Here is a 14,376-nt window from a genome sequence, read left to right on the forward strand (position 1 = left end):
CCGCGGGGAACCGAATCCGGTTTCCCACCCAGCGGTCCATCGGCGTGAGCGAGTGCCGCCGGGGTGTGCGAGGCTGTCCGGAATCTGTAGGGCACCGCGCCGTGAACCGACGCGCGAGGAGACGGCTTGCGCTTCATCACCAAGAACCGGACGCTCGGGCTTCTCGCCTCGGTCAATGCCGGCCTGATCGCCTGGATCGTCAGCGAGAACCCGCTCGTTGCCATCGTCGTCGCGGTGCTCGGTGAGAGTGTCGCCCTGGTGGTCGACCGTCACAAGGAGCCGGAGGACCCCCGGCGAGCGAGCGGCGCCCTCAACCACCCGGACCTCGACGCGCTCATCGCGAACTATGCGGCGGTCGCCAAGACTGGCAACCCACTGCTCACGGCGCTCGCCGAGGTGCGGATGATCGAGGCTGCCGAGGAGATGCACCAACTGGCCGCGGGGCACGCCGAGGTCGGGCCGGAACGGCTGAATCTGACCGAGGCTCAGGTCCTGCGGAGCCTGTCGATCTCAGGCTTCGCCACCTCGCTCGGTCACGTCGACGACTTCTGGCTGGCGGAGCTGGGCGGGGCGACGGAAGGCGCCAAGGACAAGGCGAAGCAGGACTACCGGCGGCAGATCCACGAGACCGTACGACTCCGCGAGGTGCCCGTCACGCGCCTGTTCCTGCTGGAGAGCATCGAGATGGCGCTGCCGGCCGAGCTCATCCGCCTGATCGACGACGAGCTGGGGGCGGGCATCGCCGTCTATGTGGCCTACGTCGACCAGACCCCGCCGGACCTGGTCGAGGAGTTCGCGATCTGGGACGACAAGCTGGTCGCCCGGGTCAGCTGGACGACGCGCGCGGTCACGGGCCCGGGCGGCGAGAAGATCGTCACCCGGACCGCCGGGCGAACGAGTTACCACACCACGCCCGCCGAACTGCTGCACGCGCGGCGGCAACGCGCCGACCTGATGGCGCGCGCGGTCCCGTGGATGGACGCGCGCGCACGCCATGCCCGCTGACGCTCGGTCGCCGGGAGGCCGGGCGGACGTGCCGCCCGGCCCCGGGACGGTCAGGAACCGAGGACGTCGACCATCCACTGGATGCCGAACTTGTCCTTGCACTGGCCGAACGTGTCGCCCCACATCTGCTTCTCGAACGGGACGTGCACCTCGCCGCCGTCGGAGAGCTTGGCCCAGACCTCCTCGAGCTCCTCGCCCGGGTCGCCACTGAGGCTGCAGGTGACGTTGTTGCCCGGGTTGAGCGTCATGCCGGGCGCGGTGTCGGAGGCCATCAGGCGGTAGCCCCGGGGCGTGTCGAGGTTGGCGTGCATCACGAGGTCGGCCAGGGCGGGGTCGGGGTTGCCGAACTCGCCGAAAGTGTTGACTTTGAGCTCGCCGCCGAAGACGGACTGGTAGAACTCCATGGCCTGGCGGGCGTTGCCGCCGAAGGTCAGGTAGGGGTTGAGCTGAGACGCCATCGCAGGCTCCCTTGACTGGTGACTGTCTGGTCACGCCCGACGCTAGTCCGAAAACATTGACCGGGTGAGACACTGCGGTGCAGTTGTCGTGCGCCTAGGTGTCGCAATATAATTGGCCCATGCCTAGGGCGAGAAATGCGCAAGCCGCTCCAGCGGTACACCGAACCGCACGTATCGGCCTTCGGCTGACCTGCGCCCAGCGGCAGCGGTGCTTCGGTCTTCTACGCTCAGCCGGCGATGTCTGGGCCTGCACACTCGAGATCAACCAGTGGCGGCGGCACCGCGGCGATCAGCCCGCGGCGAGCTACCAGACGTTGTGTCGGTTGCTCGCCGAATCCGGGCCGGGCACGTTCGGAGAACTCGACACCACCGGCGCCCGGTCGGTTCTGCGCCGGTACTCCGACGCCTGGTTCTCCGCCGCCGCCCGGCGCAGGGCTGGGGCAGTCGAGGTGCGGTTCCCGCGGCGACGGCGAGCGTTGATGCCGGTCCGCTGGTATCACGGCACCTTCACCCTCATCGGCCGCACCCTGCGCTTGCCCGTGGCGCGCGGCCGCCCCCCGCTGGTGGTGCGACTGAAGCGGGAAATGCCGTATCCGCCCGGTTCGATGCGATCGGTGACGTTGCTGTTCACCGACGGCCGCCTCTGCATCGATGTCACCGCAGAACTGCCACTGATCACCCATCCGGCCGCGAGAGCGCCCGACCCGCAGCGGGTCGCCGGGATCGACCTGGGCATCATCCACCCGTTCGCGGTCGCCGGCCCCGGCGGTGAGGCGCTGCTCGTGTCCGGGCGGGCCATCCGCGCCGAACACCGGCTGCACCTGGCCGACACCAAACAACGCAGCCGACCCGTCGCCGCCCGCGCACCGCGTCGGGGTCAGCGCGGGTCACGACGATGGCGCAAGACCCGTCGCCGAGCCCGCTTGGTCGAAGGCCGGCACAAGCGTCGGGTTCGGCAAGCCCTGCACGAGGCGGCTAAGACCGTGATCGGCTGGGCCGTCGAGCGGCGGGTCGGGACCCTGACCGTCGGCGACCCGCGCGGGGTACTCAACCTGAACGCGGGCCGTCGGCACAATCTGCGGCTGCGACAGTGGCAGATCGGCCGCACCCTGCAGATCCTGCAAGACAAGGCCGCCCTCGCCGGGATCCGGGTGCATCTGGTCGACGAGCGAGGCAGCTCCTCGACCTGTCCCGCCTGCAGGAAACGCATCCCCAAACCTTCAGGCCGGAACCTGTCCTGCCGGCATTGCCAGTTCGCCGGGCACCGTGATCTCGCCGCGGCGTTCACCATCGCCACCCGCACCCCGGGCGGCGCAACCACCACCCCCACCCGTGTATTGGGTGGGGTGGTCACGCACCGTCGAGCCGGACGACACCTCCCCGGTGCTGCCACGGCACGGCGTGACCCCCGCCGCCGACCACCCCGGACGGCGGCCGGGTCTCTTGGCCGGCGGAGGCCCGCCCCATCACAGGGGAGTCGCTCGCTCACACCCGTGAGCGGGGATCCACAACATCACCGGACCAACCCCGGTGAACGTTCGTGGACGCCGCTCTAGACCCACCCACCGGCAAAGCCGGCGTAGAAGTCATCGGAAGGCGCAAAGTGCAAGGAACAAACGGTCAGCGATGGTCGGAACCGGCCGATTCCACCGCGGCGCGGCCGGCCTCGAGGCGGGCGACCGGCACCCGGAACGGCGAGCAGGAGACGTAGTCGAGGCCCACCTCGTGGAAGAAGTGCACCGACTCCGGGTCACCGCCGTGCTCGCCGCAGACGCCGAGCTTGAGGCCCGGCCGGGCGGCCCGTCCCTCGGAGGCGGCGATCCGCACCAGCCGGCCGACCCCGTCGCGGTCGATCGACTCGAACGGGCTGATGCCGAAGATGCCCAGCTCCAGGTAGCGCCAGAAGAACGCGCCTTCGACGTCGTCGCGGGAGAAGCCCCAGGCCATCTGGGTGAGGTCGTTGGTGCCGAACGAGAAGAACTCGGCGGCCTCGGCGATCTGCCCGGCGGTCAGGGCGGCCCGCGGCACCTCGATCATCGTGCCGATCAGCACCTCGACGCCGGAGTCGCCGACCACCTCGCTGATGATCTTCTCGGCCTCGGCGCGTACGGTCTCCAGCTCTTGAACGGCGCCGACCAGCGGAACCATGATCTCGGGGCGTGGGTGGCCGCCCTCGGCGGCCAGCGCGACCGCGGCCTCGGCGATGGCACGCACCTGCATGGCGAACAAACCCGGAATGACCAATCCCAGCCGTACGCCCCGCAGGCCGAGCATCGGGTTCTGCTCGTGCATGCGCCGCACCGCCGTCAGCATCCGCTGGTCGCGCGCCGATTCCTCCCCGCGCTCCTTCGCCACCGCCACCTGCACCGCGAGCTCCTCCAGCGACGGCAGGAACTCGTGCAGCGGCGGGTCGATCAGCCGCACGGTGACCGGCAGCCCGTTCATCTCGCGGAAGATCTCGAGGAAGTCGGCCCGCTGCAGCGGCTGCAGAGCGCCCAGCGCGTCGTTGCGCTCGGTCGGGTTGTGCGCCAGGATCAGCCGCTCCACCAGCTCGCGCCGGTCGCCGAGGAACATGTGCTCGGTGCGGCACAGGCCGATGCCCTTCGCGCCGAAGCGCCGGGCACGCGCGGCGTCGGTGCCGGTGTCGGCGTTGGTGCGAACCTTGAGCGTGGACTTCTCGTCGGCGTGGGTCATGAGCAGGTGCACGGCGGCGACCAGCGGATCGTTGGCCCGGGCCGGTTCGAGGTCGCCCTCGAAGTACTGGACCACCTCGGAGGGCCGGACCGGCACCTCGCCGAGGTAGACGCGGCCGGTGGTGCCGTCGATCGAGATCACGTCGCCCTCGTGGACCACCTGGCCGTCGACGGTGAACTGGTCGCGGCCGACCTCGATGCGGTCGGCGCCGCAGACGCAGGTCTTGCCCATGCCGCGGGCGACCACCGCCGCGTGTGACGTCTTGCCGCCGCGGGAGGTGAGGATGCCCTGGGCGGCGATCATGCCTTCCAGGTCGTCCGGGTTGGTCTCGCGGCGTACCAGGATCACCGGCTGGCCCGAGGCGGCACGGGCCACGGCATCGGCGGCGGTGAAGACGACCTCGCCGGCGGCCGCGCCCGGTGAGGCGCCGACGCCGCGGGTGATCGCGACCGGCTCCCCGGACAGGTCGAAGCGGGGGAACATCAGCTGGGCGAGCTGCGCCCCGCTGACCCGGGTGAGCGCCTCGTCCAGGTCGATCATGCCCTCGTCGATGAGCTGCGCGGCGATCGTGAAGGCGGCCGCCGCGGTGCGCTTGCCGACGCGGGTCTGCAGCATCCACAGCTTGCCGCGCTCGATGGTGAACTCGATGTCGCACAGGTCGTGGTAGTGGCCCTCGAGCGTGGCCATGATGTCGAGCAGCTCGTCGTACGACTTCTTGTCGATCTTCTCGAGGTCGGCGAGCGGGAGCGTGTTGCGGATGCCGGCGACGACGTCCTCGCCCTGCGCGTTCTGCAGGTAGTCGCCGTAGATGCCGGTCTCGCCGGTGGCCGGGTCGCGGGTGAAGGCGACGCCGGTGCCCGAGTCGGGGCCGAGGTTGCCGAAGACCATGGCCACGACGTTGACCGCGGTGCCCAGGTCGGCCGGGATCCGCTCCTGGCGGCGGTAGAGCACGGCCCGGTCGGCGTTCCACGAGCGGAAGACCGCCTCGATGGCCAGCTCGAGCTGGTGCCGGGGGTCCTGCGGGAAGTCGTGGCCGACGTGCTTGGCGAAGACCTTCTTGTACGCCCCGACGAGCGCCTTGAGGTCGTCGGCCTCGAGCTGGACGTCCTCCTTGACGCCCTTGGTCACCTTGGCCTGGTGCAGCGCGTCCTCGAACTCCTCGCCGGGCACGTCGCAGACGGTCTTGCCGAACATCTGGATGAGCCGCCGGTAGGAGTCCCAGGCGAACCGGTCGTTGCCACCGGCCTGGCGGGACAGGCCGGCCACCGACTCGTCGTTGAGCCCGACGTTGAGGACGGTCTCCATCATGCCGGGCATCGAGAACTTCGCGCCGGAGCGTACGGAGACCAGCAGTGGGTCGGCGGGGTCGCCGAGCTTGCGACCCATCGCCTGCTCGAGGCCGGCGAGGTGCTGGTCGATCTCCTCCTCGAGACCGTCGACATGGGTGCCCCGGGCAAGGTAGCGCTGACACGCCTCGCTGGTGATCGTGAAGCCGGCCGGCACAGGCAGGCCGAGGTTGGTCATCTCGGCGAGATTCGCGCCCTTCCCGCCGAGCAGATCCTTCATGTCCTTGTTGCCCTCGGCGAAGTCGTAGACGTACTTATCCATGCCGACCACCTCCGGTTTCGATTCCGCGGCCGAACTGGTTTCTGCCCCGAGATTCGTAAGGCTAAGCAGACCTTGGCCGAATAGTTAACCTATGCGTGGGGTTTTCCACAGGCTCCCGCAGCTCCCTGTTCGGGAAGCGCTCTCTTCGCGCAGTTCCGTGCATACCCACCTGCGGGTAACCTTTCGGCGGTGAAAGGTTTGCGGTGGCGGAGCGAGCGGCGCCTGCGGGGCATCAGGGTCCCCCGGCCGTTCGACCTCGACGCGTTCTGCGCCGAGGTGGCCGCCAGCCGTGGCCGCCCGCTGATCCGCCGCCCGGTCCCCGGGCTGGCCGCCGACGCGCCCTGCGGCATGTGGATCGCGACCGACCAGGCCGACCACGTCTTCTACGACCCGGGCACCTCGCCGCTGCACGCCGAGCACATCGTGCTGCACGAGCTCGCGCACATCCTCTGCGGCCACTCCGGTTCCGAGGGAGCGCTGTCCCGGCTGTTCCCCGACCTCGACCCGGCCACGGTCCGCCGGGTGCTCGGCCGGGTCAGCTACACCACCGAGCAGGAGCGGGAGGCCGAGATGCTGGCCTCGCTGATCCGCGGCCGCTCGGCGACGCCGCCGGGCACCCTCGGCCGGGTGGCCGACGCCTTCGGCTTCGCCGAGTGACCTTCGACGTCGGGCTGCTGGCGTTCCTCTGGGGCGCGACGGTGGCACGACTCCCCACGCTGCTGCGCGACCGGCGCCAGCAGGCCATGTGGGCGACGCTGTTCGCCGGGACACTGACCGAGACGTCGACCTTCCCGCCGCTGGCCCGGGCGATCGGCTGGCCGATCCTGACCCACCTGCTCGGCGCGATCTCGGCGTTCGTCCTGCTGCGGTTCCTCGCCCTGCTCAGCGGGGTCCGGGTCCGGCCGTGGCAGGTCGCGCTGACGGTGGCGGTGGTGGTCACGCTGGTGACGCTCGACCTGACCACCGGCGGGATCGACCCGAGTCCGGCGCGGCTCAGCGGTCATCTCACGCCGCCGATGGTCGCGTACTGGGTCGTGCTCGAGGGTTTTCTCGGGGCCATCCTGGTCAGCTCGGTGATGCTGTTCTGGTCGGTGGCCCGGGACGCGCCGGCCGGGCTGCCGCGGCTCGGGCTGCGCACGATCGCGGTCGGCACGGCGATGATCGTGGTGTACGCGGCCGTGAAGACGATCCTCATCGTGCTGCGCGGCGCCGGCGTCCCGATCGACTTCGAGACGGTGGCCGGGCCGGGCCGCGCGCTGCAGGGCGCCGGCACGCTGCTCGCGGTGGCCGGGGCGCTGGTGCCGGCCGGGCGGAAGGCACGATCGGTGTTCGCGGCGTACCGCTCGCTGCTGGCCCTGCGGCCGCTGTGGACGGCCATGCGGGACGCGTTTCCCGAGGTCATCCTGTTCACGCCGCGCCGGGCGGTGTTCGAGCTGTCGGGCGTCGACGATGTGCACCTGCGGCTCTACCGCCGGGTCATCGAGATCAGGGACGGGATGCTCGCGCTCCGGCCGTACCTGCAGGGAATCTCTCCGGGAACACCGGAAGCGGAAGCCGCGGCAATCGCGGAAGCCCTGCGACGCCACGCGGAAGGGATCGCACCGTCGGCCGAAACCGCCGGGTTCGCGCCGGTCGGGCCGGAGATGGCCGACGAGGTCGCGTGGCTGAGCCGGGTGAGCCGTGCCTACCACCGGCGGGCGGTCACTCCGGAGACTGCTCCGACTCCCAGACCTTCCGAATCAGCTCGCTGATCGTCTCGCGGCCGCGCGGCGACACGTCGGCCGCCCGCAGCGCTATCTCGGTCACGCCGGCATCGCGGATGCTCTGCAGCAATTCCAGCTGCGCGTCGACCCGGCGGGTCTGCTCGTCGTCGAGGAAATACGACACCGGTACGCCGAAATAAGCGGCCAAAGCCGTCAGATGCTGAATTGTCGGATTGTCGCGGCGGCCGGTGCGCAGCTGCCAGATGTACGTGTGCGAGATCGGCACACCCTGCGTCGTCCGGATCGCCTCGGCGACCGCCATGTAGCTCGGCTCCGCCTGGCCCGCGGCCCGGACCTGGCGGAACAACCGGTCCAGCTTCTCGGCGATGGAGAAGGCGCCCACCACGCCCCTCCTTCCCCGTCTGCCCGGACCACTATATGAGAGCACAGCTGTACGCGAGCTCAGCGTCCATGAGCAGGGACACGCGGAGTGTCCATGCACATCCCCCGATGTAGGACGCCATAAACTGTGGTTGATGAGACCGGTGAGAGCCTAAGCCACGACGCTCCGCGCCTCAACCCCCCACCCGGGTAGGGTCGGCCGCGTGGTGGACATTGTGGAAGGACCCGAGGTCTCGGCCCTGCTCGGCGAGCTGACCACCATGGTCGGCCGCGAGGACCCGTACCCGCGTTACGAGCGCCTCCGGGAGATCTCGCCGGTGGTGCGGGCCGACGACGGCGCCCTGGTCGTCACCCGGCACGCCGACTGCGCCGCGGTCACCCGGCACGCGCGGCTCGGCCACATGCCGGCCGCGATGCTGGCGTTCGCCGGGCTGCCGGACTGGAAGGACCATCCGTCGCTGCGGCAGCTGTTCACGAGCCTCCTTGCCGGGGCCGGACCGGGCGCAGTTCCAGACCCACGTGCGGGACCTGTCGCAGCTGCTCGACACGATCACCCCCGACGTGATCGCGAAGGCCGATCCCGCCGCCGCGACGATGCGGGCCTACCTGGCCTCGCTCGTGGACGAACGCCGCCGCGCGCCGCGGGAGGACCTGATCAGCGCGCTGGTCGCGGCCGAGGACGAGGGTGACCAGCTGGACGAGGACGAGCTGATCACGATGGCGGCTCTGCTGTTCGCGGCCGGTTTCGAGACGACGACGAACCTGCTGGCCAACGGGTGACCGGATTGTCGCTTATCTCGGCGCGGGCAATCACGACCCGGCGCGCTTCGCGTCGCCGTCGCGACTCGACCTGTCCAGGCCGGACAATGCGCCGTTGTCGTTCGGCGGGGGGATCCACTTCTGCCTGGGTGCGCCGCTCGCCCGCCTGGAAGCGCAGGTCGCGTTTCCCGCGCTTTTGCGTCATTTTCCGCGCGTACGCCTCGACGGCGCGCCCACGCGGCGGGACAGCTTGACGATCCGCGGCTACACGAGCCTGCCGGTGACGCCGGCGGCGTGATCTCGCGGCCAACGTAAGACGCCGCTGCGAATTCCACGGGGGAAGAACTCGCAACGGCGCACGCCGAACATTAGACGAAGCCGGGCGGGTCTGTCTATCCCACGCGCTGCACGACCGTGCCGACCAGCTTCTTCCAGTCGGTGTCGAAGGTGGGCGCGGTGCTCGCGTTGTTGAGCTGATAGATGGCGTACGCGTCCACGAGCACCACGTTCGCCGTCTGCGCGACGACCACGGCGGTGTCGGCCGTGCCGGGGTGGGTCGGCTCGTACTTCTTGTGCCGGATCACCACGAACCCCGCCCAGCCGCCCTCGTTGAGCGGCTCCACGGCCACCGACTCGGTGTAGGCCGGCTCGTTGCGGTCGCTGGTCTTGACCGGCGGGACGGACAGGTCCTTCTGGCAGCCGTCGGCGATGCCCCGCAGCCCGGCCAGCGCCGCGTCGGCGCCCGACTTGTTGCCGTAGACCAGCGCGATCTGCTCGAGGGTCTGTGCGCCTTTCTCCCCCTCGTCGACCAGCGGGGCGGCGACGACCTCGCCACCGGGCGGCACGGTCGGCGCCGCGGTGGTGCCGCCGCAGATGCTCACCAGCTGGTTGGGGTCGGCGCTCTCCTCGGGCGCGGACCAGGTGGGACCGACCTCGTTGGCCTGCAGCAGGGCGCCGCGCATGGTGGTCGACGTGATCAGCTGCTGCTGCTTGTCGGGCTGCTTGTTGTCGTCGCCGGAGTCGCTGCAGGCGGCCGTCACGGCGAGGGCGCAGAGGGCGGTGACGGCGATGCGGGCGGCTCGGGCGGTCACGAACATCGGGCCATCTTTGCAGAAGATTCGCCGGTCGCCGATGCCGGCCGAGGGTTATCCACAGGCCGTCACGAGACCGTCGCGCTCGGCCTCCCGGCGGGTTAGGTTGACCTCGTGAGCGGGATCGAGGAACTTGCCATCAGGCTGCGGGCGTCGCTCGGGCACGAGCGCGTGGTCACCGACCGGCAGGAACTGCGGACGTACGAGTGTGACGGCCTCGCCCACTACAAGGTCGTCCCCGCGCTCGTGGCGCTGCCGCAGAACACGGCCCAGGTCGCCGAGGTGGTGCGCGCCTGCGCCGACGCCGGGGTGCCGTTCGTGGCCCGGGGCTCGGGCACCGGCCTCTCCGGCGGGGCGCTCCCCCACGCCGACGGCGTGCTGATCGTGACCGCCCAGATGCGCGCGATCCGGTCGATCTCCCCGGAGGACGAGCGGGCCGTCGTCGAGCCCGGGGTGATCAATCTGCAGGTCACCCGGGCCGCCACCCCGCACGGCTACTACTACGCCCCCGACCCGTCCAGCCAGCAGATCTGCTCGATCGGGGGCAACGTCGCGGAAAACTCGGGCGGCGCCCACTGCCTCAAGTACGGCTTCACCACCAACCACGTGACCGGCCTCGAGGTGGTCACCCCCGACGGCGCGATCACCCGCCTCGGTGGCCGCGCGCCGGACGCGCCCGGCTACGACCTGCTCGGTGCGTTCGTCGGCTCGGAGGGGACGCTCGGGGTCGCCACCGAGGTGACCGTCCGGCTGACCCGGCTGCCCGAGTCGGTGCGCACGCTGCTGGCCGCGTTCCGCGGCACCGACGAGGCCGGCGCCGCCACCTCGGCGATCATCGGGGCGGGCGTGGTGCCGGCCGCGATCGAGATGATGGACGCGCTCGCCATCGAGGCGGCCGAGGCGGCGGTCGCCTGTGGTTACCCGGCCGGCGCCGGCGCCGTGCTGATCGTCGAGCTGGACGGGCCCTCGGCCGAGGTCGCGGCCCAGTTCGACGAGGTGAACCGGCTGTGCGAGGCGAACGGCGCCTTCGAGATCCGCATCGCGGCCGACGACGCCGAGCGGGCCCTGTTCTGGAAGGGACGGAAATCGGCGTTCGCCGCCGTCGGCCGCATCAGCCCCGACTACATCGTGCAGGACGGCGTGATCCCGCGGACGGCGCTGCCCGAGGTGCTGCGCCGCATCGACGAGCTCGCCGCCGCGCACGGCGTCCGGGTGGCGAACGTGTTCCACGCCGGCGACGGAAACCTGCATCCACTGGTGCTCTTCGACGACGCCGTGGAGGGCCAGGCCGAGCGGGCCGAGGAGGCGTCCGGCGCGATCATCGACCTCTGCATCGAGTACGGCGGATCGATCACCGGGGAGCACGGGGTCGGCGCCGACAAGGCGAAATACATGCCGCGCATGTTCACCGACGACGACCTCGACACGATGCAGCTGGTGCGCTGCGCCTTCGATCCCGCCGGTATCGCCAACCCGGGCAAGATCTTCCCGACCCCGCGGCTGTGCGGCGAGCGCCCGGGCCGCCATCGGGGCGCCGTCGAGTACGAGGGCGCGGAGGTTTTCTGATGCCGGTTCTCGACGATCTGGCCCGCCCGGGCACCGACGACGACGCGGTCGGGGGCGTCCCGGCCCGGCTCGTCGCGGCGCCCGGCAGCACCGAGGAGGCGGCGGCGCTGATCGCGGCCGCGCAGGATCTGACCGTGGTGATCCGGGGAGCGGGTACGAAGATCGACTGGGGTGTGCCGCCACAGGCCCTCGATCTGATCATCGACACCCGGCGGCTGAGCGGGGTGGTCGAGCACGCGGCCGGCGATCTGATCACGATCGTCCGGGCCGGCACCCCGCTGGCCGAGATCGCGCTGGGCGACCAGGTGCTGGCGCTGGACGGCCCGGCCGGCTCGACCGTCGGGGGCACGGTCGCGGTCAACACCAGCGGGCCGCGGCGGCTGCACTACGGGACCGTCCGTGACCTGCTCATCGGCATCACCGTGGTGCGGCCGGACGGGAAGGTCGCCAAGTCGGGCGGCAAGGTCGTGAAGAACGTGGCCGGCTACGACCTCGGCAAGCTGTTCACCGGGTCGTACGGGACGCTCGGGCTGATCACCGAGTGCGCGTTCCGGCTGCATCCGCGCCCGCGTTCGCTCGCCTATGTGCGGGCCAAGGCCCCGGCGGAGGAGGCGGCCCGAGTGCGGGAGGCCCGCGTCGCCCCGGCCGCCATCGAGATCGACTCCGCGTCGGGCGAGCTCGCCGTGCTGGTCGAGGGCACACCCGAGGGCGTACGGGAAAGGTCTGCTCTGCTTGCGAAACTGCTGGGCGGCGATGTCGCCGATGATCCGCCGGCCTGGTGGGGCGTCGATCCGTGGCCGTCGGACGGGATCGGGATGAAGCTGTCCGTGCCGCTGTCGGCCGTCCCGGAGCTGGCGGCCGGCGGTGATCCGGTGCGCGGGTCGGCGGGCACCGGCGTGCTCTATGCGGCGGCTGACGGGATCACGCAGGTCGAGCGGCTGCGGGCGCAGTGTGTGCGGCTGGGCGGGCACGCGGTGGTGCTGACGGCGCCGTCACCGGTGCGCGACATTCTGGACATGTGGGGGCCGGTGCCGGGGCTCGCGCTCATGCGGCGGGTCAAGGACCAGTTCGATCCGGGGCATCGGTTCGCGCCCGGCCGTTTCGTGGGAGGCATCTGATGGTCGATGCCACGTGGGGCACCGGGGAGCCGCCGCGCGATGTGCTCGGGCCGGTCAACGGGGCCGGACCGGCCTTCGACGCCGACCACCCGCCGAGCAAGGAGCTGATCGCCGACTGCGTGCACTGCGGATTCTGCCTGCCCACCTGCCCGACGTACGTGTTGTGGGGCGCCGAGGCCGACTCGCCGCGCGGGCGGATCTACCTGATGAACCAGGGCGTCGGCGGGGAACCGCTCAGCGACTCGATGGTCGAGCACTTCGACAACTGCCTCGGCTGCATGTCGTGCGTGACCGCGTGCCCGTCGGGGGTGCAGTACGACCGGCTGATCGAGGACACCCGCGCCCAGATCGAGCGGCGGCACACGCGTACGCCCAAGGAGCGTGCCCTGCGCGCGGCGATCTTCGCCCTGTTCCCGTACCCGCGGCGCCTCCGGCTGCTGCGCGGGCCGCTGCGCGCGTACCAGAGCACGGGTTTGCAAAAGCTGGTGGCCCGCAGCGGCCTGCTCCCCCGCCTCGCGCCCACCCTCGCCACTCTCGAGTCGCTGGCGCCGCGGCTGCGCAGCGTGCCACGCCCGCCCCGCAGGATCGCCGCCCTCGGCACCCGCCGGGCCGTGGTCGGGATGCTCACCGGCTGCGTGCAGAGCGCCTTCTTCCCCGACGTGAACTCGGCGACCGTGCGGGTGCTCGCGGCCGAGGGCTGCGAGGTGCTCATCCCGCCGTCGCAGGGCTGCTGCGGCGCGCTGAGCGTCCACAACGGACGCCGGGCCGAGGCGCAGCGGTTCGCCCGCAAGCTGATCGACACGTTCGAGCGCACCGGGATGGACTACTTCGTGGTCAACGCGGCCGGGTGCGGCTCGTCGCTCAAGGAGTACGACGCGCTGCTCGCCGACGATCCGGCCTACGCGGCCCGGGCCGCCGCCTTCACCGCGAAGGTCCGCGACCTGGCCGAGCTGCTGGTCGAACTTGGCCCGGTCGCCACCCGGCATCCGCTGGACGTCACGGTGGCCTACCACGACGCGTGCCACCTCGGGCACGCCCAGGGCATCCGGTCGCAGCCACGATCGCTGCTGCGCGGCATTCCCGGGCTGACCATGAAGGAGATCGCCGACCCGGAGATCTGCTGCGGCTCGGCCGGCATCTGGAACGTGCTCAATCCGGTCCCGGCCGCCGAGCTCGGCGACCTCAAGGCCACGAACGTCCTCGCCACCGGCGCGACGCTGCTGGTGACGGCCAACCCCGGGTGCCTCATGCAGGTGGCGGCGGCGATCCAGCGGCAGGGCGGCGAGATCGCACTCGCCCACACGGCCCAGGTGCTCGACGCCTCGATCCGGGGGCTAGGCGCCGGCGCGTTGCTTGACCGACGCTGAGCGGCGGCGCTCGGTCAGGCGGCGGGACTTCGCATGGGTTCCGCAGTCCTCCATCGTGCACCACTTGCGGGACTGGTTGCGGCTGCGGTCGAGGAACAGCCAGCCGCAGCCGCCCTCGTCGAGCGGGCACGAGCGCAGCCGGCTCAGGTCGGCGTGCCGCAGCAGGTCGACGAGGGCGTCGGCCAGCCGGTCGCCGATCATCATGGCCGGGTCGGCGCCGACCACCAGCGTCGCGCCCGTTTCTCGAGGGAGCATCTCGGCGCGGGCCATCGCCTCCGCCCACCGCCGGGTCAGCGCCGCCAGCCGCCGGCCGTGGAGGGTGTCGTCGACCATCGCGCGGATCTCGAGCGCGTCGGCCAGCGCCTCCTCGGGCGCCCACGCCTGCGCGACCTGCACGGCCTCGGCCTCGTCGACGACCCCGGCCCGCTGCGCCCAATCCAGAAGCGCGGCCGGATCGGACAGGTGATCCTCTTCCACCGTGCCGGGTGAGCGGGGCGCGACCGTGTTGGCCAGATCGAGCGCCGCGTGCCCGCCGACGATTCGCCACTCCATGGCTTCCACCATAGCGCCTTATGGTGGTAGCGTCGAGGGTAGCTACCACCAAG

At 71.2% G+C, this 14,376-nt stretch carries 15 protein-coding genes; 9 read left to right on the forward strand and 6 right to left on the reverse strand.

The annotated features are described in order from the left end of the window. The first annotated feature begins 126 nt into the window (after positions 1-126). Positions 127-1,005 carry a hypothetical protein gene (locus A3CQ_RS0143305; protein ID WP_020517222.1) on the forward strand — a complete coding sequence of 293 codons (879 nt, stop codon included), beginning with the start codon at positions 127-129 and terminating at the stop codon, positions 1,003-1,005. A 50-nt stretch (positions 1,006-1,055) separates the two neighbouring features. Here the strand turns inward: A3CQ_RS0143305 and A3CQ_RS0143310 are convergent, their stop codons facing one another. Continuing rightward, positions 1,056-1,463: a VOC family protein gene (locus tag A3CQ_RS0143310; RefSeq protein WP_020517223.1), complete on the reverse strand. Its 408-nt coding sequence runs from the start codon at positions 1,461-1,463 to the stop codon at positions 1,056-1,058. Between the two features lie 119 nt (positions 1,464-1,582). On the opposite strand from A3CQ_RS0143310, the gene A3CQ_RS0143315 reads away from it, so the two are divergent. After that, the gene (locus A3CQ_RS0143315) at positions 1,583-3,019 is read left to right on the forward strand and encodes an RNA-guided endonuclease InsQ/TnpB family protein (protein ID WP_084699480.1); all 1,437 of its coding nucleotides are present in this window, start codon (positions 1,583-1,585) and stop codon (positions 3,017-3,019) included. Between the two features lie 64 nt (positions 3,020-3,083). On the opposite strand, the gene ppdK is transcribed toward A3CQ_RS0143315, so the two are convergent. After that, positions 3,084-5,765: a pyruvate, phosphate dikinase gene (gene ppdK / locus A3CQ_RS0143320; RefSeq protein WP_020517225.1), complete on the reverse strand. Its 2,682-nt coding sequence runs from the start codon at positions 5,763-5,765 to the stop codon at positions 3,084-3,086. Between the two features lie 189 nt (positions 5,766-5,954). Between ppdK and A3CQ_RS0143325 the strand changes: the two genes are divergently transcribed. Then, complete coding sequence (locus A3CQ_RS0143325; protein WP_157297025.1) at positions 5,955-6,422, forward strand: hypothetical protein; 468 nt, start codon at positions 5,955-5,957, stop codon at positions 6,420-6,422. Beyond that, positions 6,419-7,516 carry an MAB_1171c family putative transporter gene (locus tag A3CQ_RS0143330; protein WP_020517227.1) on the forward strand — a complete coding sequence of 366 codons (1,098 nt, stop codon included), beginning with the start codon at positions 6,419-6,421 and terminating at the stop codon, positions 7,514-7,516. Before A3CQ_RS0143325 ends, A3CQ_RS0143330 begins: the two co-directional genes overlap by 4 nt. Here A3CQ_RS0143330 and A3CQ_RS0143335 read toward each other — a convergent pair. Together A3CQ_RS0143335 and A3CQ_RS63375 are read right to left on the reverse strand one after the other, a co-directional pair. After that, positions 7,467-7,871, reverse strand: a complete 405-nt coding sequence (locus A3CQ_RS0143335) for a helix-turn-helix domain-containing protein (protein ID WP_020517228.1) — start codon at positions 7,869-7,871, stop codon at positions 7,467-7,469. The genes A3CQ_RS0143330 and A3CQ_RS0143335 overlap by 50 nt on opposite strands. 288 nt (positions 7,872-8,159) lie before the next feature. Further along, on the reverse strand, positions 8,160-8,345 hold the full coding sequence (locus A3CQ_RS63375; protein WP_020517229.1) for a hypothetical protein: 186 nt from the start codon (positions 8,343-8,345) through the stop codon (positions 8,160-8,162). Between the two features lie 8 nt (positions 8,346-8,353). Between A3CQ_RS63375 and A3CQ_RS63380 the strand changes: the two genes are divergently transcribed. Further along, complete coding sequence (locus tag A3CQ_RS63380) at positions 8,354-8,650, forward strand: cytochrome P450 (RefSeq protein WP_026206852.1); 297 nt, start codon at positions 8,354-8,356, stop codon at positions 8,648-8,650. A 4-nt stretch (positions 8,651-8,654) separates the two neighbouring features. Beyond that, on the forward strand, positions 8,655-8,927 hold the full coding sequence (locus A3CQ_RS63385; RefSeq protein WP_245577637.1) for a cytochrome P450: 273 nt from the start codon (positions 8,655-8,657) through the stop codon (positions 8,925-8,927). Between the two features lie 94 nt (positions 8,928-9,021). On the opposite strand, the gene A3CQ_RS0143355 is transcribed toward A3CQ_RS63385, so the two are convergent. Further along, positions 9,022-9,726: a hypothetical protein gene (locus A3CQ_RS0143355; protein WP_020517230.1), complete on the reverse strand. Its 705-nt coding sequence runs from the start codon at positions 9,724-9,726 to the stop codon at positions 9,022-9,024. Between the two features lie 108 nt (positions 9,727-9,834). On the opposite strand from A3CQ_RS0143355, the gene A3CQ_RS0143360 reads away from it, so the two are divergent. Genes A3CQ_RS0143360 through A3CQ_RS0143370 form a run of 3 tightly spaced genes read left to right on the forward strand, consistent with a single transcriptional unit; the run spans position 9,835 to position 13,771 of the window. After that, a complete protein-coding gene (locus A3CQ_RS0143360) occupies positions 9,835-11,286 on the forward strand; it encodes an FAD-linked oxidase C-terminal domain-containing protein (protein ID WP_020517231.1) in 1,452 nt (483 codons plus the stop codon). After that, positions 11,286-12,404 carry an FAD-binding oxidoreductase gene (locus A3CQ_RS0143365; RefSeq protein WP_020517232.1) on the forward strand — a complete coding sequence of 373 codons (1,119 nt, stop codon included), beginning with the start codon at positions 11,286-11,288 and terminating at the stop codon, positions 12,402-12,404. Before A3CQ_RS0143360 ends, A3CQ_RS0143365 begins: the two co-directional genes overlap by 1 nt. Further along, positions 12,404-13,771, forward strand: coding sequence for a (Fe-S)-binding protein (locus A3CQ_RS0143370; protein WP_020517233.1), 1,368 nt, complete (start codon positions 12,404-12,406; stop codon positions 13,769-13,771). The genes A3CQ_RS0143365 and A3CQ_RS0143370 overlap by 1 nt, the downstream gene beginning before the upstream one ends. On the opposite strand, the gene A3CQ_RS58260 is transcribed toward A3CQ_RS0143370, so the two are convergent. Then, positions 13,739-14,323, reverse strand: a complete 585-nt coding sequence (locus A3CQ_RS58260; RefSeq protein ID WP_020517234.1) for a CGNR zinc finger domain-containing protein — start codon at positions 14,321-14,323, stop codon at positions 13,739-13,741. The two genes, A3CQ_RS0143370 and A3CQ_RS58260, sit on opposite strands and share 33 nt — an antisense overlap. Positions 14,324-14,376: the final 53 nt, after the last annotated feature.

Source organism: Paractinoplanes globisporus DSM 43857, assembly GCF_000379645.1.
GTDB lineage: Bacteria > Actinomycetota > Actinomycetes > Mycobacteriales > Micromonosporaceae > Actinoplanes > Actinoplanes globisporus.